Source organism: Streptomyces sp. NPDC002784 (assembly GCF_053592135.1).
Genome location: NZ_JBSFVD010000025.1, coordinates 42,500 through 60,440, shown reverse-complemented (window position 1 = coordinate 60,440; position 17,941 = coordinate 42,500). Strand labels below are relative to the sequence as shown.

Here is a 17,941-nt window from a genome sequence, read left to right as displayed (position 1 = left end):
CCCGTCAGGGGTCCTGCGGCGGGCCGCACCCGGGCAGCCGGAGCGTGAACACCGCGCCGGTGCCGGGTTCGCACGCCGCCTCGGCCGTGCCGCCGTGGGCGGCCAGCAGGTGGCGGACGATGGGCAGGCCGAGCCCGCTGCCACCGGTGCGGCGGCTGCGGGACTTCTCCGCCCGCCAGAAGCGGTCGAAGACGTGCGGCAGATCCTCGGGCGCGATCCCGCAGCCGGTGTCGGTGACCTCCAGGACCACGGCGTCGCCGTCGTGGCGCGCGAACAGGGTCACGGAGCCGCCCGAGGGGGTGTGCCGCAGCGCGTTGGAGACGAGGTTGCCGAGCGCCTGCCGCATCCGTACCGGGTCGGCGTCCAGCCAGGGGTCGCCCTGCGCCGAGGTGCGCAGGGTGACCCCTGCCGCGTCGGCGGCGACCCGGTGGGCGGCGGCTACCTGGTCGAGGAGTTCGTCGGCGCGGACCGGCTCGCGGTGCAGCCGCAGGGTGCCGGCGTCGGCGTCGGCGAGGTCCTGGAGATCGTCGATGACGCGCTGCAGGACGAGCGCCTCCTCGTGCAGCGAGCCGAGCAGGGCGGGGTCGGGGTCGACGAGGCCGTCCCGGGTGACCTCGAGCCAGCCGCGGATGTTGGTGAGCGGGCTGCGCAGTTCGTGGGCGATGTCGCTGACCATCGCCTTGCGCTGGGCCTCCAACCGGGCCCGGCGGTCGGTGAGTTCGTTGAACGCCGCCGCGAGGATCCCGGTCTCGTCCCGGGTGGTGACCGGTACCCGCACATGCCGGTCCGGGGGTTGCTGGGCGGCGGCGGTCAGCGCCCGCAGCGGCCTGACGAGCCGGGTGGCGACGACGGCGGTCACGGCCACGGTGACGGCGAGCACCAGGCCCGCGGTGCCCACGACCTTGGTCCAGTTGGCCGGGGACAGGTCGAAGCGGACGGCGGGCCGGTCCCCGACGCCGAGGTACAGGTGGGCGGGCGGGGCGGCATAGGGGTCGAGCTGGGCCCGGCGGGCCTGCTCGACGCAGTCCTGCGCCTGCCGCTGGGCGCTCCCGTGCGGCTGCGTCAGGAGCTTGCCCATGAGGTAGCGGGTGGTCATCCTGCGCTCGGTGACGTCCACGGCGACGAACAGCGGCTCGTGGAACTCCAGGCCCCGTGCGTCCAGGCAGGCGCGGGCGCGTTCGGTCAGCTCGGTCAGCGCCTTGTCCTCGGTGGCGGTGGGCGTGTTGAGCCGTCCGTCGGCACATTCCGTGGGCACGTAGTCGAGGGCGCTGCCGTCGTCGTCGGTGAGGACCGGGCGACCGCTCGGGGTGCGCTCCACGGTCGCCTCGATGCCGTTGCGGGCAAAGCACGCGCGCCGCTGCCCGGCCAGCCGGTCCAGCCGGGCGCGTTCGTCGGCGGGCAGCCAGTAGGGGCCGACCAGCCGGGGGTCGGTGCCGCCGCGCTGGGCGCCGCGGTCGGTGTGGGTGTCGATGGTGAGCGGGTCGACGGTGGCGGCGGCCCGCGGCGGCAGCGGGGTGCCGGGCGCCGCGGAGTCGGCGATCACCGTGCCGTCGCCGTCGCCGGTGGTCAGGGCGATGCGCCGGCCGATCCGGTCGGACAGCTCGCGCAGCGTGCCCGGTACGCCCTTCCAGTCGGGGTGGGTGGCCGCGTAGCCGCTGAGCCGGTCGAGGACGTCCATGTCGTCGGCGAGGACCTGGCCCTGTTCCTCGCGCAGGGCGCGCGTAGTGGTCTCCACCGCCAGCCATGCCGTCGCCGCCACCGAGCACACCGCGATCAGCACCGAGGCGATCAGCAGCCGGACCAGGAGCCGCTTGCACAGGGGTATGCCGGATCTCATCCGCGGCCGCCGCTCAGCTTGTAGCCCACCCCGAACACCGTCAGCAGCCGGACCGGCCGCCGCGGATCGGCCTCGATCTTGCGGCGCAGGTTCATGATGTGGACGTCCACGGCCCGCTCGGTGGAGGCCCGGTCGGTGCCCCGGGTGCACTCCAGCAACTGCCGCCGGGAGAACACCCGCTCGGGCTCGGCGGTCATGGCGAGCAGGATCTGGAACTCGGCGGGCGTGCACTCCACCGGCTCCCCGTCGCAGCGCACCTCGTGCCGCACCGGATCGACGGCGAGGCCCGCCGCCCGTACGACGGGATCCTCCCGCCGGTCCGCGGCCCGCCCGCTGCGCCGCAGCACGGTGCGGATCCGGGCCATCAGCTCACGCGGGCTGTACGGCTTGGTCATGTAGTCGTCGGCGCCCAGTTCGAGACCGAGCAGGAGGTCGTCCTCGGCGGAACGGGCCGTGAGCATCAGCACCGGGATGTCGGGATTCCCGGGGTCGCGGCGCAGCACCCGGCACACCCCGAAGCCGTCGATCACGGGGAGCATCAGGTCCAGCACGACGAGGTCGGGGCGCAGCCGTCGGACGGCGTCCAGGGCGGCGGGGCCGTCGTGGACCACCGTGGCGGTGTGACCCTCCACCAGCAGGGAGCGCCGGATCAGTTCGGCCTGCATCTCGTCGTCCTCGGCGACCAGCACATGTGCGCACACGCGGCGGATCCTAGGCGGTCAGCGGGCGAGGGACTTCGCGTCGCCCATGACGACGACGGGCTTCTTGGCGGGGTCCAGGGCCAGGAGCAGCGTTCTCATATGGTCCTTCGCGAGGCTCACACAGCCCTGGGTGGGTCCGTCGTGGTCGACGTGGAGCCATATGCCGCCCCCGCGGCCGTCGCCCAGCGGGCGGGTCCAGTCGAGCGGTGTGGTGCCGGGCTTGCGGTTGTAGTCGATGGCGATGACGTAGTCGAAGGAGCCCGCCAGGGGCTCGCCCTCGAAACCGGTACCGGTCGCGGTGAAGCCCGGACCGTGGTCGTACGGCAGCCGGGTCCCGGGGTCGCGCAGGCGTCCGCCGGCGTCGGTGAGGGTGAAGACGCCGATGGGTGAGCGCAGATCACCGGCCAGGTGGTGGTCGGTCCAGCCCTTGAGCGCGTTGTGCGCGGGCAGGCTCGGGCCCGCCTCCCATCCGGCGTCGGTGCGCTCGTGCAGGACGGCCGTGGAGTGGGGCGAGTTCTTGCCGCGTCCGGTCACCACGAGTGCCTGGCGGGTGGCGGAGGGCACCTCGGCCCAGGTCCTGGCGCCGAGGCCGGGGATCTGCTGCGGGGCCAGGTCCAGCGAGATCTCCGGCTGGGGCGCGCTTTTCGTGGGGGCCGCGGTGGTCGGGGTGGTCGCCGCGGCGCCGGTGCCGCATCCGGTGAGCAGGAGGCAGGCGGCCAGCAGCGCGGCCCGCGGGTTCGGCGTGATCATGCGTCGACCTTGCCGGACACTTGTGAGGAACCCGTCAGCCCCGCGGGGTGTCGAAGGACGCGGCCCGGGTGGACCAGTGGCCCGAGGCGCTGACCGCGTCGACCGGGCTGCGGCGCCGGTACCACGCGCGGCGAGGGGGCCTGCGGGGAGTTCGGCCGCCGGTACGAGCCCGAACTCCTCGGAGATGTCAGGGAGTTGGCGCGGAAGGGGGCCGTTGCGCTGCTGACGGCCGCGAGGACTCCGGAGGAGAGTCACGCGGCCGTCCCGGCCCGGCTGCTGGGCTGACGCTCAGCGGGTCTGCTGGGCGGCGGCCCGTCCCGCCGCCCGCCCGGAGAACAGGCAGCCGCCGAGGAAGGTGCCCTCCAGCGCGTTGTAGCCGTGCACCCCGCCGCCGCCGAAGCCGGCCACCTCACCGGCCGCGTACAGCCCGTCCACCGGCTGCCCGTCGGCGCCCAGCGCGCGGGAGTCGAGGTCGGTCTGGATGCCGCCCAGCGTCTTGCGGGTGAGGATGTGCAGCTTGACGCCGATCAGCGGGCCCGCGGCGGGGTCGAGGATGCGGTGCGGGGTGGCGACCCGGCCGAGCCGGTCGCCGATGTAGCGGCGGGCGTTGCGGATGCCCTGCACCTGGGCGTCCTTGCTGTAGGAGTTGGCCAGCTGCAGGTCGCGGGCCTCGATCTGGCGCCGGAGGCCGGCCGGGTCGAGCAGCGCCTTGCCGGTGAGGCCGTTCATCTTCTCGACGAGCTGCTCCAGGTTGGGGGCGGTCACGAAGTCGGCGCCCTTGCGCAGGAACGCGTCGACCGGTCCCGGCGCGCCCTTGCCTAGCACGCGTTCCCTGAGGAAGCCCGCGCGGTCCTTGGCGGTGATGTCGGGGTTCTGTTCGGAGCCGGAGAGCGCGAACTCCTTCTCGATGATCTTCCGGGTGAGGATGAACCAGGAGTGGTCGTACCCGGCGATGTCCTCGGTGGTGCGCAGGTACTTGAGGGTGCCGAGGGTGTCGTAGCCGGGCAGGCAGGGGTCGGGCAGGCGGCGGCCGAGCGCGTCGAACCACATCGAGGACGGTCCCGGCAGGATGCGGATGCCGTGGCCGGGCCAGATCGGGTCCCAGTTCTGCAGGCCCTCGGTGTAGTGCCACATGCGGTCGCGGTTGACCAGCCGTACGCCCGCCTGGGCGCTGATGTCGAGCATCCGGCCGTCCACGTAGGCGGGGACGCCGGTGACCATCTCGGCGGGCGGGGTGCCGAGGCGCTCGGGCCAGTAGCGGCGCACGATGTCGTGGTCGGCGCCGATGCCGCCGGTGGTCACGACGACGGCCTGGGCGGTGAGTTCGAAGTCGCCGACGCGCTCGCGGTTGGACTTCACGCCGCGGGCCGAGGTGTCCTCGGCGAGGACGGTGCCGCGCACGCCGCGCGCCTGGCCGCCCTCGATGACGAGTTCGTCGACCCGGTGGCGGTGGTGGAAGGTCAGCAGCCCGTCGCGCGCGGCCTGTTCGGCGTACCCGACGAACGGCTCGACCACGCCGGTGCCGGTGCCCCAGGCGATGTGGAAGCGGGGCACCGAGTTGCCGTGGCCGTGCGCCCTGAGGTCGCCGCGCTCGGCCCAGCCGACGGTGGGCAGGAACGTGATGCCGTGCCCCGCCAGCCAGGACCGCTTCTCCCCCGCCGCGAACTCCACGTAGGCCCGCGCCCAGCGCACCGCCCAGGAGTCCTCGTCGTCGACGCGGTCGAACCCGGCGCTGCCCTGCCAGTCGTTCCAGGCCAGCTCGAAGGAGTCCTTGATCTTCAGGCGCCGCTGCTCCGGCGAGTCGACGAGGAACAGCCCGCCGAACGACCAGAAGGCCTGTCCGCCCAAGTTGTTGGCGTTCTCCTGGTCCACCAGGGCGACCCGGCGGCCCCGGCTGGTGAGTTCATGCGCGGCGACCAGGCCCGCGAGGCCCGCTCCGACGACGATGACGTCGGCATCCATGCGACCGTTCCCTTCCTCAGTGGGGAGTGCCGCTGCCGTCGGTCAGCAGGGCGGTGAGCAGTTGCTTGAGCCAGGCGCGGGCGCTGTCGACGTCCTTGTCCAGCAGCAGTTGGGTGGTGACCCCGTCGTAGGCGGCGACGACCGCGCGCGCGGCGCCGTCGATGCCGCCGAGCACGGCGGGCAGCCGGGTGTGCCCGGTGGCCCGGGCGAGCCGGTCGGCGATGGCCGCGCGCAGCCGCTCGCGGTGCTCCAGCAGGCTCTGCGCGACGGCCGGGTCCCGGGCCGCGTGCACCAGGAAGTCCGTCTTCACCAGCAGCCACTCCACATCGAGCAGCAGGACCTCGGTGACCCGGTCCACGGACTGCGGTACGTCGAGCGCGGGCCCGTCCAGCGCCAGCGCGCCCGCGACCTGCTCGGCGATCAGGTCGGCGCGCTGCCGGTACAGGGCGAAGAAGAGTTCGTCGAGGCTGGCGAAGTTGGAGTAGAAGGCGCCCCGGCTGTAGCCGGCGGCCTCGCAGACCTCCTCGATCGACACCCGGCCGAACCCCTTGGCGGCGAAGACCTCGAAGGCGGCGTCGAGCAGATTGGCCCGGGTGCGCACGCGACGCCTGGTCACGCGCCGCGCCGTCTGCTCCGCCACCCTGGCCGCCTTCCCGGTCGGTCCGTCGTTCGATGCGTGAATGTATCCGATACATCAGTGCATCGAAAGGGGCTGGTCGGACCCGGCTGCGGATAGGAACAGGCTTTCGATTAAGGAGTACGCTGGAGCCATGACCACGCACCTCCAGGGATCCCTCTTCGACCAGACGGACCAGGTCAGGCTCGGGTCCCTCGACGGGATCCGCCGGACCGCGCTCGGCCGGGGCGCCTGGATCGACGTGCTGCCCGGCTGGCTCAGCGGCTCGGACACCCTGTTCGAACAGCTCGCCACCGAGGTGCCCTGGCGCGCCGAGCGCCGGAAGATGTACGACCACGTCGTGGACGTGCCTCGGCTGCTCGCGTTCTACGGGGCGGGCGACGCGCTGCCGCATCCGGTGCTGGACGAGGCGCGGGCCGCGCTGTGCGCGCACTACGCCGAGGAGCTGGGCGAGCCGTTCACCACGGCGGGGCTGTGCTTCTACCGCGACGGCCGGGACAGCGTCGCCTGGCACGGCGACCGGATCGGCCGGGGTGCACGCGAGGACACGATGGTCGCGATCGTCTCGGTGGGCGCGCCCCGGGATCTGCTGCTGCGCCCGATGGGCGGGGGCGAGACCGTGCGCCGCCCGCTGGGCCACGGCGACCTGATCGTGATGGGCGGCTCCTGCCAGCGGACGTGGGAGCACGCGGTCCCGAAGAGCTCGCGCGCGACGGGACCGCGCATCAGCATCCAGTTCCGGCCGCACGGGGTGCAGTGACGGCCGCCGCTTGAGGCAGGCGCCGGATGCAGTGCCCGCCGCTTGAGGCAGGCGCCGGATGCAGTGCCCGCCGCTTGAGGCAGGCGCCGGATGCAGTGACGGCCGCTGCTTGAGGCAGGCGCCGGGTGTACCGGCCCCCGTCACTGCGGGTGGCCGCCGGGTGCACCGGCCCCGTCATTTCGGGTCACGGCCGAAGGTCGCCTTCGACCAGACGTAGCCCAGCACCGACAGGCCCAGGCACCAGGCCACCGCGAGCCATCCGTTGTGGCCGATCCCGCTGCCCAGCAGCAGCCCGCGCAGGGTCTCGATGGCCGGTGTGAACGGCTGGTACTCGGCGACCGGCTGGAACCACCCCGGCATCGCCTCGATCGGCACGAAAGCGCTCGACAGAAGCGGCAGCAGGATCAACGGCAGCGCGTTGTTGCTCGCCGCCTCGGCGTTCGGGCTGACCAGGCCCATCCCGACCGCGATCCAGGTCAGCGCCAGGGCGACGAGCGTGACCAGGCCGAACGCCGCCAGCCACTCCAGGACCGTGGCCCCACGGGACCGGAAGCCGATGGCCACGGCGACGGCACCCACCAGCGCCACGCTCATGATCACCTGGAGGACGCTGCCGAGGACGTGCCCGATGAGCACCGACCCGCGGTGGATCGCCATCGTGCGGAAGCGGGCCATGATGCCCTCGGACATGTCCATCGCGACGGACACCGCGCTGCCGACCACCGTGCCGCCGATGGTCATCATCAGGATGCCGGGGACGACATAGGCGACGTACGCGGAGCGGTCGGCGGCGCCGGCGATGCCCGCGCTCATGGTGTCGCCGAAGACGTAGACGAAGAGCAGCAGCAGGACGACCGGCGTCAGCAGCAGGTTGAGGGTCAGGGACGGGTAGCGCCGGGCGTGCAGGAGGTTGCGGCGCAGCATCGTGGACGAGTCGCGCACGGTGAGGGCGAGGGAGCTCATCGGGCGTTCTCCTTCGGCTGGTCGGGGACGGTCGCGGCGCCGCCGGTGAGGGCGAAGAACACGTCGTCGAGGTCGGGGGTGTGCACGGTCAGCTCGTCGGCCTCGACCCCGGTGGCATCCAGCCAGTCGAGGATGGCGCGCAGTTCGCGCTGGCTTCCGCCGCTGGGGATCTGGAGCGCCAGCGCTTCGTCGTCGCGGGTGGTCTCACGCAGCGCGGAGGCGGCGGAGCGGTAGGCGGCCGGGTCGGAGAAGCGGAGCCGGACGTGGCCGCCGGGGATGAGCCGCTTCAGTTCGTCCGCGGTGCCCTCGGCGGCGATCCTGCCGTCGTGCAGCACGGCGATCCGGTCGGCGAGTTCGTCGGCCTCCTCCAGGTACTGGGTGGTGAGGAACACCGTGACGCCGCCGGTGACCAGCTCACGGATGATCTGCCACATGGTGTGGCGGCTGCGCGGGTCGAGCCCGGTGGTCGGCTCGTCGAGGAAGATGATCCGCGGATCGCCGACCAGGGTCATGGCGATGTCCAGGCGGCGCTTCATGCCGCCGGAGTAGGTGGCGGCGGGCTTCCTCGCGGCCCCGGTGAGGTCGAAGCGCTCCAGCAGCTCGGCGGTGACCCGGCGCCCCTCGCGCCGGGGCAGGTGGTGCAGGTCCGCCATGAGGAGCATGTTCTCCTCGCCGGTGATCAGCCCGTCCACGGCGGAGAACTGTCCGGTGACGCCGATCGCGGCACGCACGGCCTGCGGATCGGTGGCGAGGTCGTGACCCGCGACCTCGGCCCGGCCGCCGTCGGCGGTGACGAGGGTGGAGAGGATCTTCACCGCGGTGGTCTTGCCGGCGCCGTTCGGCCCGAGCAGCGCGAACACGGATCCGGCCGGGATCCGCAGATCGACGCCGTCCAGGACCGTCCGGTCGCCGTACGACTTGCGCAGACCGGCGGCAAAGACGGCGGCCGGAGCCGGGCAACCGCCCCCCGGACTGGACGTGGGCATGACAGATGAAGGCATGGCGCCCCCCGTTCGAAGGCTGAAGAAGTGGGAGTAGTGAGCGGGTCGGGGCCGACCTCGCGGGGTCAGGCCTTGGCGCGGAGGACGTCGATGTTGCCCCAGTTGGTCCGGGCGCGGACCGTGACGGTATCCTCGGTCTGCGCCGGGGCTTCGGACACGGCGAGCGCGTTGCGCACCTGCCCGCGGTTGGAGCTGACGTCGAGCCAGGCGGCGGCGCCCTCGCGGATGCCGACCTCGATGGACCCGTTGGAGGTCTCCAACTGAACCTCCCCGCGCGCGACATCGGCGACGCGCAGCAGACCGTTGGTCGAGGTGCCGGTGACCGAGCTCTCGGCGCGCGCGATGTCGATGGCCCCGTTGGCGCCGCTCACCCGCAGCTCGCCGGTCACGGCGCCGACGATCGTGGCGCCGTGCGAGTTCTTCAGGACGGCGGGGCCGTCGACGGTGCCGACGCGCACATTGCCGGTGCTGCAGGTGATCTCGGCCCTGCCCTCGACCCGGTCCACGGTGATCTGGCCGTGCGACGCGCTCAGCTCCACCGGACCCGTGGTGTCGAGGCGGATGTCGCCGACCGCGGTCTTCACGCGGACCTCGCCGAGCCGGCCCTCGCCGAGCATCTGGGCCCAGGCGCCGGTCGCGTCGACACGCGAGCCGGTGGGCAGGTCGACGACCACGTCGACGACGCCGCTGGGTCCGACGAGACGGCGGTGCTTGGTCCGGATGGTCAGCACACCGCTCGCGTAGGAGACCTCGGTCACCTCGGCGGCACGCACGTCCCGGTCCCGCTTCGGATCGCGGGGCCGTACCTCGACGACCGTGTCGAGGCGGTCGCCCGCGGAGAACCGGATGGAACCGGCGTCCACGCGGGCGCTGACCGAAATCGGGCCGGGGGTGTCGAATGCGGGCATGGCTGTACCGTCCTCGTGTGTCCGTGGGGCGTCCCGCAGGGGGACGTGATGGGGTGACGTGCTGGGGCGCGGGCCGCGATGACGGCAGGTCCGCCCCTCCCGTGCGGAGCGGGCCTAGCGCACCCAGCCCGTGAAGCTCTGCCCGACCGTGCGGGTCCTCTCCGTGGGGCGCGGGCGCGCCGGGCCTCCGTCGACCGCCGCCGACACGGCCCGCACCAGCCAGGCGTTGACCGACAGGCCCTCCCGGCTCGCGGCCTCCTCGGCGCGCGCCTTGAGGTGGGCCGGAAGACGCAGATTGACCCGGGCGGTGCCGCCCTCCTCGGCGTCCGCCACCGGCGTGAGCGGTTCGGCGGGCGCGGCGGGCTGCGCCGGGGCGCTGTCGTAGGCGGGCGGCACGGTCACCACGAAGTCGGGGTCGAGTCCGCGCAGCCGTACGTCGACCGAGCCGGGGGCGAGCTCGCGGGTGATCTCGTCCATCGCGTCCGAGAGCACGTTGAGCAGGGTCAGCCGGGTCGCCGACTCCAGCGGAGCGGTGAGGCGTTCGGCCAGCTCGCGGGCTTGGTCACCGCCGGCCTCGGCGGCCACCGCCAGTTCCCGGCGGAGGGTTTCGACGTACGGGGTGAGGTCCATGACACCATAGTGGCACTATCATGGCGCCACCCGCAACCCCGATGGCGCCAGATGGCACCATGTGGCGCCAGGACGCACCCGGTCCGGCGCCCGCCGCGCGATCTGCTTTGCTGATCCCGTCGAGCGGCAACCTCGGAACGGGGACGGTCATGCGGGCGAACGTGCGGCAAGTGGCCGACGGCATCCATCTGGTGCACGGCAGCAACACCAACTGGGTCATCCTCACCGAGGGGGACGCGGCCACGCTGATCGACACCGGCTACCCGGGCGACCGGGAGCACCTGCTCGCCTCCCTTGCAGAGGTGGGGAGTTCACCGCAGGCGGTGGCGGCCGTACTGATCACGCACGCCCACAACGACCACGTGGGTTCGGCCGAGTACCTGCGCACGACGTATGGCACGCCCGTCCTGCTGCACGAGGCCGAAGTGCCGCACGCCCGGCGGGAGTTCCTCCATCAGGTGTCCGTGGGCCAGGTCCTGCGCAACGGCTGGCGGCCGGGCGTCGTGCCGTGGGCGCTGCACGCGCTCCGCTCCGGCGGCACGGCGCACGTCCCGGTCACCGCGCCGGCGGCCTTCGCGACGGGCGCCCCGCTCGATCTGCCGGGACACCCGGTGCCGGTGCACACGCCGGGCCACACCGACGGCCACTGCGCCTTCCGCCTGCCGGACAGCGGCGCCCTGATCACCGGGGACGCCCTGGTCAGCGGCCACCCGACCTCCCGTGTCAAGGGCCCGCATCTGCTGCTCGGCATGTTCCACCGCGAGCGCGCCCGCGCCCTGGCCTCGCTGGACCTGCTCGGTGCCCTGGAGGCCGACCTGGTCCTGCCCGGGCACGGCCCCGCCCACCGCGGTCCGGTCCGTGAAGCGGCACTTCAGGCCAGGGAGCGCGCCGTCTAGGGTGAGGTGACGATCACCGGCGAGACGAGGACACCCCGCCCATGGCCCTTCAGATCAGCGCGACCAACCCGGAGCACCCCGCGCTCCTGCTGGAGCTGCCCTGGCACCTGCCGCTTGAGGAGTGGCCCGAGGAGTACCTCGTGCCGCTGCCGCGCGGTATCTCCCGGCACGTCGTGCGCTACGCCCGCGCCGGGGAGGAGGTCATCGCGGTCAAGGAGCTCGCCGAACGGCCCGCCCTGCGCGAGTACGAGCTGCTGCGCGACCTGGACCGGATCGGCATCCCGGCGGTGGATCCCCTCGCCGTCGTCACCGGACGCGCCGACGCCGAGGGCGCGCCCCTGGAGTCGGTGCTGGTCACCCGCCACCTCGGCGGCTCCATGCCGTACCGCTCGATGTTCGAGACGACGATGCGCCCGGCGACCATGCACCGGCTGATGGACGCCCTGGCCGTGCTGCTGGTGCGGCTCCACCTGGCCGGGTTCGCCTGGGGCGACTGCTCGCTGTCCAACACCCTCTTCCGGCGCGACGCGGGCGCCTACGCCGCCTACCTGGTCGATGCCGAGACCGGCGACCTGCACCCCCGGCTCAGCACCGGCCAGCGGGACTACGACCTCGACCTCGCCCGCGTCAACATCAGCGGCGAACTGCTGGACCTGGAGGCCTCCGGGGCGCTGCACCCGTCGGTGGACCCGATCGAGTTCGGCACCGAGATCTGCGCCCGCTACCGGGGCCTGTGGCAGGAGCTGACCCGCACCTCGGTCTACCCGGCGGGCAAGTACCACTACATAGAGCGCCGGATACGCCGCCTCAACGACCTCGGCTTCGACGTCGCGGAGATGCAGATCGAGCACTCCTCCAACGGTGACACCGTCACCTTCGTGCCCAAGGTCGTCGACGCCGGCCACCACCAGCGCCAGCTCCTGCGCCTGACCGGCCTGGACACCGAGGAGAACCAGGCCCGGCGGCTGCTGAACGACCTGGAGAGCTGGATGGCCACCCAGGACGACTACGCCCCGGGCGACCCCCTCGCCGCCCGCCCCGAGGTCCTCGCCCACCGCTGGGTGCGGGACGTGTTCCGCCCGACGGTACGGGCGGTCCCGCTCGAACTGCGCGGCTCGATGGACGCCGCGGAGATCTACCACGAACTCCTCGAACACCGCTGGTACCTGTCGGAGCGCTCGCAGCACGACATAGGGCTGGACACGGCCGTGGAGGACTACATCAAGAACATCCTCCCCACGGCCCGGGAGACGCTCCAGCCCACCTCGGGGGAGGCGGGCTGACTCAGGACGCGGGCGGCACCACGGCCACCGGGCAGCCGGCGTGGTGCAGCACGCCGTGCGCGACCGAGCCGATCCGCGCACCCACGGCCGTACGGTGGGCGCGGCGCCCGACGACCATCAGCTGCGCCCGCCCGGCCACCGACAACAGCACCTGCCCCGCGCTGCCCATCTCGACGTGCTCCACGACATGGACGTCCGGGAACCGGTCCCGCCACGGCTGCAGCGCCGCCGCCAGCGCCTTCTGCTCGAACGGCTCCAGACCGCCCGCGTCGTCGAGCAGCTTCAGCGAGGCCGGGCTGTACGCGAACAGCGGCGGCAGCGTCCAGGCCCGTACGGCCCGCACCGTGGCACCACGCGCCGCGGCCGTCTCGAACGCGAACCGCAGCGCCGCCGCGCTGTCCTCCGGATCGCCCTGCTGACCGACGACGATCTCGTGCCCGGCGACCTCGGCGGAGGGCTTGTCCTCGGCCCGGACGAGCACGACGGGCCGCTCGGCCTCCACGATCACCTGCTGCCCGACGGAGCCGAGCAGGAACCCGACGACCGCGCCGTGCCCCCGGGACCCCAGGACGAGCATCTCGGCGTCCGCGGCGGCGGCGACGAGCGCGTCCACGGGCCCGCCCTCCAAGGCGTCCGTCGACACCTCCAGACCGGGATGCCGCTCCCCTATCTCCCGGGCGGCCGCCGCCACCGCTTCCCGCGCCCACTGGGCCTGCGTGTCGGGATCGGCCTCCTCGACCGCCTCCAGCGCCTGGAACCGCCAGGCGTGCACCACCCGCAGCGCGAGCCCTCGCCGAACCGCCTCCCGAGCCGCCCAGCCCAAGGCGGCGATGCTCTCCTCGGTCCCGTCGAATCCTGCCGTGATCGGGCGCGTCATTGCGGGGTTCCTCCTGTGTCGCGGTCACGTCGGTGCCCACAGTCTTCACTACCCTGCGCCCATGGCATTGCAGTGGGAGCAAGTGGTGGTGGACTGCGCGGATCCGGCGGCCCTGGGCGCCTGGTGGGCGGCGGCCCTCGGCTGGACGGTCCTCAACGACTCCGCCGACGAGTACGAGATCCGCCCGGAGCCGGACCGCCTCCCGGGCCTGATCTTCGTGCCGGTACCGGAGGAGAAGGCCGGCAAGAACCGGCTGCACCTCGACTTCCGCCCGGACGACCAGCGGGCCGAGGTCTCCCGGCTGCTCGCCCTGGGCGCCCGCCCCGCGGACGTCGGCCAGGGCGAGCAGCCGTGGGTGACGCTGGCGGACCCCGAGGGCAACGAGTTCTGCGTGCTGGCCGCGCGGCACCGCTGACCGCACCACGCGACGGAGGAGAACGCGATGAGCGAACGCACGGGCAAGGTGGTCTGCGACCTCACGGTCTCGGCCGACGGCTACTCGGCCGGGTTGCACCAGAGCGAGGAACGCCCCTTCGGGGACGACGGCGGGGACGGTTCGGGCGCCGGGCTGCACGCCTGGATGTTCGACACCCCCGACGAGAACCGCGAGGAGATCGACCGGCTGGCCGGCGCCGGGGCCTTCATCATGGGCCGCAACATGTTCGGCCCCGTGCGCGGCGCGTGGGACAGGCAGTGGAACGGCTGGTGGGGCGAGAACCCGCCGTTCCACGCGCCGGTGTTCGTGCTCACCCATCACGCGCGCGAGCCGCAGCCGATAGCCGGCGGCACCACGTACCACTTCGTCACCGACGGAATCGACTCGGCACTGGCGCAGGCACGCGCGGCGGCGGGCGACCGCGAGGTCCTGGTCCACGGCGGCGCCACCACCGTCAACCAGTACCTCGCCGCCGGCCTGGCCGACGAACTGCGGCTGCACATCGCGCCCCTCACGATCGGCGCCGGCACGCGCCTGTTCGAGGGCGTCCCGCCGCTGCGGCTGGAGCAGGTGGCGTCCCGCGCGGCGAGCCGGGTCACCCACCTGACCTACCGCGTGCTGGGCGAGGCGACCGGCTGAGCGAAGCGCGGCGATCGAACATACGATGGCCACAGCCGGCCCGGCGGCTGCGGTCGCCGTGCCCGGGCACCGGACACTCTCGGGGTGGGAGACGTATGGCACAGGCCGCCGAATCCGCGCGGACCGTCATCCTGACCGTGGACGACGACCCGGGGGTCTCCCGTGCCGTCGCCCGTGACCTGCGGCGGCGCTACGGCGAGTCGTACCGGATCGTGCGCGCGGAGTCCGGGGAGTCCGCGCTTCAGGCACTGCGGGAGCTGAAGCTGCGCGGTGATCTCGTGGCCGTGATCCTGGCCGACTACCGGATGCCGCAGATGAACGGCATCGAGTTCCTCGAGCGGGCCATGGACATCCACCCCGGCGCGCGGCGGATCCTGCTCACCGCGTACGCCGACACCAGCGCGGCCATCGACGCCATCAACGTCGTCGATCTCGACCATTACCTGCTCAAGCCGTGGGATCCGCCCGAGGAGAAGCTCTACCCCGTGCTGGACGACCTGCTGGAGGCGTGGCGGAGCAGCGAGTACCGGCCGGTGCCCGCCACCAAGGTCGTCGGGCACCGGTGGTCGGCCCGCTCGTCCGACGTACGGGAGTTCCTCGCCCGCAACCAGGTGCCCTACCGCTGGTACTCCGCCGACGAGCCCGAGGGGCGGCGGCTGCTCGCCGCCGCGGGCGAGGACGGGCAGCGGCTGCCGCTGGTGATCACGCCGGAGGGGACACCGCTGGTCGAGCCGGACGCGCCGGAGCTCGCCGCGCACGTCGGCCTCGCCACCACGCCGACCGCCGACTTCTACGACCTCGTCGTCATCGGCGGCGGTCCGGCCGGGCTCGGCGCCGCGGTGTACGGGGCGTCCGAGGGGCTGCGGACGGTACTCGTGGAGCGGTCGGCGACCGGCGGGCAGGCCGGACAGAGCTCGCGGATCGAGAACTACCTCGGCTTCCCGGACGGCGTCTCCGGCGCCCAGCTCACCGACCGGGCCCGCCGGCAGGCCGCCAGGTTCGGCGCCGAGGTCCTCACCGCCCGCGAGGTCACCGGCCTGGAGGTCAGCGGCGCCGCGCGACTCGTGCGGTTCTCCGACGGCTCGGCCATCGCCGCGCACAGCGTGATCCTGGCGACCGGTGTCTCCTACCGCCAGCTCCAGGCACCCGGCTGCGCCGAACTCACCAGCTGCGGGGTGTTCTACGGCTCCGCGCTGACCGAGGCGCCCTCCTGCCAGGGGCAGGACGTGTACATCGTCGGCGGCGCCAACTCCGCGGGGCAGGCGGCGATGTACCTGTCCAAGGGCGCCAAGTCGGTGACCCTGCTGGTGCGCGGGGCGGATCTGTCGGCGTCGATGTCGCACTACCTGATCCAGCAGATCAACGAGGCGCCCAACATCGGCGTCCGCCCGAGGACGGTCGTCGAGGCCGCCCACGGCGACGGCCACCTGGAACAGCTGACGCTGCGCGACCTGGACAGCGGGGAGAGCGAACTCGTCGACGCGCAGTGGCTGTTCGTCTTCATCGGCGCCGCCCCGCTGACCGACTGGCTGGACGGCACCGTGCTGCGCGACAGCGGCGGCTTCATCCTCGCCGGGCCCGACCTCACCCCCGACGGGCGGCCGCCGGCGGACTGGGAGCTGGACCGGCCGCCGTACCACCTGGAGACCAATGTGCCGGGCGTCTTCGTGGCCGGCGACGCGCGCGCCGAGTCCGCCAAGCGGGTCGCGTCCGCCGTAGGAGAGGGAGCCATGGCCGTGATGCTCGTCCACCGCTATCTGGAGCAGTCGTGAGCGGCCGGCCCGTGCCGTGCAGCCCCGCGGAGATCGGCTCGCTGTTCCTGTTCGAGAAGCTCTCCCCCGAGCAGCTCGGCAGACTGTGCGCCGAGGGGCGGATGGAGCGGTTCGAGCCGGGGCCGGTGTACGCGGAGGGCGAACCGGCGACCTGCTTCTACGTCATGGTCGAGGGCACGGTGGTGCTGTCCCGCCGGGTCGGCACGGACGACGTGGAGGTGATCCGCAGCTCCCAGCGAGGCGTGTACTCGGGGGCCATGCAGGCCTATCTCGGCGACCGGGAGCGGCAGGTCTACAACAACTCCATGCGCGTGACGGAGCCGACGCGGTTCTTCGTGCTGCCCGCCGACACGTTCGCGGCCGTCATGCGGGAATGGTTCCCGATGGCCGTGCACCTGCTGGAGGGGCTCTTCTTCGGCTCGAAGAACACCCAGCGGGTCATCGGCCAGCGCGAACGGCTGCTGGCGCTCGGCTCGTTGTCGGCGGGTCTCACCCATGAGCTCAACAACCCCGCGGCGGCGGCCGTGCGGGCGACCGCCTCCTTGCGCGAGCGGGTGGCGAAGATGCGGCACAAGCTGGCCGTGATCTCCTCCGGCCCGTACCCGCGCGAGAGCCTGGCGAGCCTCATCGACATCCAGGAGCGCACCGCCGAACGCGTAGGCAAGGCACCGGCCCTGGGCCCGCTGGAGGCGGCCGACCGCGAGGACGCGCTCACCGACTGGCTCGACGACCACGGCATCAGCGAGGGCTGGCGGCTCGCACCGGCCTTCGTGCAGGCCGGACTTGACGTGGACTGGCTGGAGCAGGTCGCCGCGGCCGTGGACGAGGACATCCTCCCCGGGGCGATCGGCTGGCTCAACTACACGGTGGAGACCGAGCTGTTGATGGACGAGATCGCGGACTCCACCACGCGTGTCTCGCACCTGGTCGACGCCGCCAAGCAGTACTCGCAGCTCGACCGCGCCCCCTTCCGCAGCGTCGACGTCCACGAACTCCTCGACAGCACCCTGCTGATGCTTTCCGGGAAGATCGGCCCGCAGATCAAGGTCGTCAAGGAGTACGACCGCACCCTCCCGGAGATCCCCGCCTACCCGGCGGAGCTGAACCAGGTGTGGACGAACCTCATCGACAACGCGGTCTCCGCCGTCAACAGCGCGGGCGGGGAAGGGACGCTGACCGTGCGGACGGCTCGGGAGCACGACCGGCTGCTGGTGGAGTTCCGCGACACCGGCGTCGGCATCCCGCGGGAGATCCGCGGACGGATCTTCGACCCCTTCTTCACCACCAAGCCCGTCGGCGAGGGCACCGGCCTGGGTCTGGACATCTCCTGGCGGATCGTGGTCAACAAGCACCACGGGTCCCTCCAGGTGGAGTCCGAGCCGGGCGATACCCGTTTCCAGGTGCTGCTTCCGCTCACCGCCGCCGCTGACGACGACACGATTGAGGAGTCCGTATGACCGAGGGAATCGATCCCGGCGCGTCGCCCAGCGGCGCCGGGTGCGTGGAGTGCGACGAGCACGGCGGATGGTGGTTCCATCTGCGCCGGTGTGCGCAGTGCGGGCATGTGGGGTGCTGTGACTCCTCTCCCGGCCGGCACGCCACCGGGCACTTCAAGGCCACCGGGCATCCCGTCGTGCAGAGTTACGAGCCGGGCGAGGAGTGGTTCTGGGACTACGGCTCCTCCGAGCTGTACGAGTCGGGGCCGGAACTGGCGCCGCCGGTCAGCCATCCCGCGGAGCAGCCCTCGCCGGGGCCCGCTGGGCGGGTGCCCGCGGACTGGGCCCAGGCGCTGCGGCGCGCCTGAGGCGGGGGGGCGGGGCGGGCCGTGGCTGGTCACGCCCTTCCCCGCACCCCCTTCGGTCGCACACGCGTGCCAGGATGAGCGAGTG

General features: G+C 72.9%; 18 protein-coding genes and 1 pseudogene. 9 read left to right on the top strand and 10 right to left on the bottom strand.

From position 1 onward, the window contains the following. Positions 1–4 precede the first annotated feature (4 nt). Genes ACWD1Z_RS31025 through ACWD1Z_RS31015 form a run of 3 tightly spaced genes read right to left on the bottom strand, consistent with a single transcriptional unit; the run spans position 5 to position 3,288 of the window. Positions 5–1,837, bottom strand: coding sequence for a sensor histidine kinase (locus ACWD1Z_RS31025; RefSeq protein WP_451123143.1), 1,833 nt, complete (start codon positions 1,835–1,837; stop codon positions 5–7). Next, positions 1,834–2,538, bottom strand: a complete 705-nt coding sequence (locus tag ACWD1Z_RS31020; RefSeq protein ID WP_451123141.1) for a response regulator transcription factor — start codon at positions 2,536–2,538, stop codon at positions 1,834–1,836. Before ACWD1Z_RS31020 ends, ACWD1Z_RS31025 begins: the two co-directional genes overlap by 4 nt. 18 nt (positions 2,539–2,556) lie before the next feature. After that, complete coding sequence (locus ACWD1Z_RS31015; protein ID WP_451123139.1) at positions 2,557–3,288, bottom strand: L,D-transpeptidase family protein; 732 nt, start codon at positions 3,286–3,288, stop codon at positions 2,557–2,559. A 38-nt stretch (positions 3,289–3,326) separates the two neighbouring features. On the opposite strand from ACWD1Z_RS31015, the pseudogene ACWD1Z_RS31010 reads away from it, so the two are divergent. Continuing rightward, positions 3,327–3,573, top strand: a pseudogene (locus tag ACWD1Z_RS31010) (DUF488 domain-containing protein); the annotation flags it as partial. Between the two features lie 3 nt (positions 3,574–3,576). On the opposite strand, the gene ACWD1Z_RS31005 reads toward ACWD1Z_RS31010, so the two are convergent. Together ACWD1Z_RS31005 and ACWD1Z_RS31000 are read right to left on the bottom strand one after the other, a co-directional pair. Beyond that, the gene (locus ACWD1Z_RS31005) at positions 3,577–5,250 is read right to left on the bottom strand and encodes an FAD-binding dehydrogenase (protein WP_451123137.1); all 1,674 of its coding nucleotides are present in this window, start codon (positions 5,248–5,250) and stop codon (positions 3,577–3,579) included. Positions 5,251–5,266: 16 nt separating this feature from the next. Continuing rightward, positions 5,267–5,866 (bottom strand): TetR/AcrR family transcriptional regulator, encoded by a 600-nt coding sequence (locus ACWD1Z_RS31000; RefSeq protein WP_451123135.1) that lies wholly within the window; start codon positions 5,864–5,866, stop codon positions 5,267–5,269. A 154-nt stretch (positions 5,867–6,020) separates the two neighbouring features. Here ACWD1Z_RS31000 and ACWD1Z_RS30995 point away from each other — a divergent pair, with 154 nt between their 5' ends. Next, positions 6,021–6,647 (top strand): alpha-ketoglutarate-dependent dioxygenase AlkB, encoded by a 627-nt coding sequence (locus tag ACWD1Z_RS30995; RefSeq protein ID WP_451123133.1) that lies wholly within the window; start codon positions 6,021–6,023, stop codon positions 6,645–6,647. A 174-nt stretch (positions 6,648–6,821) separates the two neighbouring features. On the opposite strand, the gene ACWD1Z_RS30990 is transcribed toward ACWD1Z_RS30995, so the two are convergent. The 4 genes from ACWD1Z_RS30990 to ACWD1Z_RS30975 form a co-directional block, all read right to left on the bottom strand. Beyond that, positions 6,822–7,610: an ABC transporter permease gene (locus ACWD1Z_RS30990; protein WP_451123131.1), complete on the bottom strand. Its 789-nt coding sequence runs from the start codon at positions 7,608–7,610 to the stop codon at positions 6,822–6,824. Next, positions 7,607–8,596, bottom strand: a complete 990-nt coding sequence (locus tag ACWD1Z_RS30985; RefSeq protein WP_451123129.1) for an ATP-binding cassette domain-containing protein — start codon at positions 8,594–8,596, stop codon at positions 7,607–7,609. The genes ACWD1Z_RS30990 and ACWD1Z_RS30985 overlap by 4 nt, the downstream gene beginning before the upstream one ends. 80 nt (positions 8,597–8,676) lie before the next feature. Then, a complete protein-coding gene (locus ACWD1Z_RS30980; RefSeq protein ID WP_451123127.1) occupies positions 8,677–9,519 on the bottom strand; it encodes a DUF4097 family beta strand repeat-containing protein in 843 nt (280 codons plus the stop codon). Between the two features lie 114 nt (positions 9,520–9,633). Further along, a complete protein-coding gene (locus ACWD1Z_RS30975) occupies positions 9,634–10,149 on the bottom strand; it encodes a toxin-antitoxin system HicB family antitoxin (RefSeq protein WP_451123125.1) in 516 nt (171 codons plus the stop codon). A gap of 149 nt (positions 10,150–10,298) precedes the next feature. Here ACWD1Z_RS30975 and ACWD1Z_RS30970 point away from each other — a divergent pair, with 149 nt between their 5' ends. After that, complete coding sequence (locus ACWD1Z_RS30970) at positions 10,299–11,045, top strand: MBL fold metallo-hydrolase (protein ID WP_451123123.1); 747 nt, start codon at positions 10,299–10,301, stop codon at positions 11,043–11,045. Positions 11,046–11,086: 41 nt separating this feature from the next. Beyond that, positions 11,087–12,328, top strand: coding sequence for a DUF4032 domain-containing protein (locus ACWD1Z_RS30965; RefSeq protein ID WP_451123121.1), 1,242 nt, complete (start codon positions 11,087–11,089; stop codon positions 12,326–12,328). A 1-nt stretch (position 12,329) separates the two neighbouring features. On the opposite strand, the gene ACWD1Z_RS30960 is transcribed toward ACWD1Z_RS30965, so the two are convergent. Continuing rightward, on the bottom strand, positions 12,330–13,205 hold the full coding sequence (locus ACWD1Z_RS30960; RefSeq protein ID WP_451123119.1) for a universal stress protein: 876 nt from the start codon (positions 13,203–13,205) through the stop codon (positions 12,330–12,332). A gap of 61 nt (positions 13,206–13,266) precedes the next feature. Between ACWD1Z_RS30960 and ACWD1Z_RS30955 the strand changes: the two genes are divergently transcribed. From ACWD1Z_RS30955 to ACWD1Z_RS30935, 5 genes are all read left to right on the top strand, one after another. After that, positions 13,267–13,620, top strand: coding sequence for a VOC family protein (locus tag ACWD1Z_RS30955; RefSeq protein WP_451123117.1), 354 nt, complete (start codon positions 13,267–13,269; stop codon positions 13,618–13,620). A gap of 27 nt (positions 13,621–13,647) precedes the next feature. After that, positions 13,648–14,280 (top strand): dihydrofolate reductase family protein, encoded by a 633-nt coding sequence (locus tag ACWD1Z_RS30950; protein WP_451123115.1) that lies wholly within the window; start codon positions 13,648–13,650, stop codon positions 14,278–14,280. 95 nt (positions 14,281–14,375) lie between these two features. Then, a complete protein-coding gene (locus ACWD1Z_RS30945; protein WP_451123113.1) occupies positions 14,376–16,052 on the top strand; it encodes an FAD-dependent oxidoreductase in 1,677 nt (558 codons plus the stop codon). After that, positions 16,049–17,509 (top strand): ATP-binding protein, encoded by a 1,461-nt coding sequence (locus tag ACWD1Z_RS30940; protein ID WP_451123111.1) that lies wholly within the window; start codon positions 16,049–16,051, stop codon positions 17,507–17,509. Before ACWD1Z_RS30945 ends, ACWD1Z_RS30940 begins: the two co-directional genes overlap by 4 nt. Then, positions 17,506–17,856 (top strand): UBP-type zinc finger domain-containing protein, encoded by a 351-nt coding sequence (locus ACWD1Z_RS30935; RefSeq protein WP_451123109.1) that lies wholly within the window; start codon positions 17,506–17,508, stop codon positions 17,854–17,856. Before ACWD1Z_RS30940 ends, ACWD1Z_RS30935 begins: the two co-directional genes overlap by 4 nt. Positions 17,857–17,941: the final 85 nt, after the last annotated feature.

Bases quoted from the DNA above. Each gene is read 5' to 3' on its own strand.
- ACWD1Z_RS31025 (WP_451123143.1), bottom strand. From the start codon at position 1,837: ATGAGATCCGGCATACCCCTGTGCAAGCGGCTCCTGGTCCGGCTGCTG.
- ACWD1Z_RS31015 (WP_451123139.1), bottom strand. From the start codon at position 3,288: ATGATCACGCCGAACCCGCGGGCCGCGCTGCTGGCCGCCTGCCTCCTG.
- ACWD1Z_RS31005 (WP_451123137.1), bottom strand. From the start codon at position 5,250: ATGGATGCCGACGTCATCGTCGTCGGAGCGGGCCTCGCGGGCCTGGTC.
- ACWD1Z_RS30995 (WP_451123133.1), top strand. From the start codon at position 6,021: ATGACCACGCACCTCCAGGGATCCCTCTTCGACCAGACGGACCAGGTC.
- ACWD1Z_RS30990 (WP_451123131.1), bottom strand. From the start codon at position 7,610: ATGAGCTCCCTCGCCCTCACCGTGCGCGACTCGTCCACGATGCTGCGC.
- ACWD1Z_RS30985 (WP_451123129.1), bottom strand. From the start codon at position 8,596: ATGCCCACGTCCAGTCCGGGGGGCGGTTGCCCGGCTCCGGCCGCCGTC.
- ACWD1Z_RS30980 (WP_451123127.1), bottom strand. From the start codon at position 9,519: ATGCCCGCATTCGACACCCCCGGCCCGATTTCGGTCAGCGCCCGCGTG.
- ACWD1Z_RS30975 (WP_451123125.1), bottom strand. From the start codon at position 10,149: ATGGACCTCACCCCGTACGTCGAAACCCTCCGCCGGGAACTGGCGGTG.
- ACWD1Z_RS30970 (WP_451123123.1), top strand. From the start codon at position 10,299: ATGCGGGCGAACGTGCGGCAAGTGGCCGACGGCATCCATCTGGTGCAC.
- ACWD1Z_RS30965 (WP_451123121.1), top strand. From the start codon at position 11,087: ATGGCCCTTCAGATCAGCGCGACCAACCCGGAGCACCCCGCGCTCCTG.
- ACWD1Z_RS30960 (WP_451123119.1), bottom strand. From the start codon at position 13,205: ATGACGCGCCCGATCACGGCAGGATTCGACGGGACCGAGGAGAGCATC.
- ACWD1Z_RS30955 (WP_451123117.1), top strand. From the start codon at position 13,267: ATGGCATTGCAGTGGGAGCAAGTGGTGGTGGACTGCGCGGATCCGGCG.
- ACWD1Z_RS30950 (WP_451123115.1), top strand. From the start codon at position 13,648: ATGAGCGAACGCACGGGCAAGGTGGTCTGCGACCTCACGGTCTCGGCC.
- ACWD1Z_RS30945 (WP_451123113.1), top strand. From the start codon at position 14,376: ATGGCACAGGCCGCCGAATCCGCGCGGACCGTCATCCTGACCGTGGAC.
- ACWD1Z_RS30935 (WP_451123109.1), top strand. From the start codon at position 17,506: ATGACCGAGGGAATCGATCCCGGCGCGTCGCCCAGCGGCGCCGGGTGC.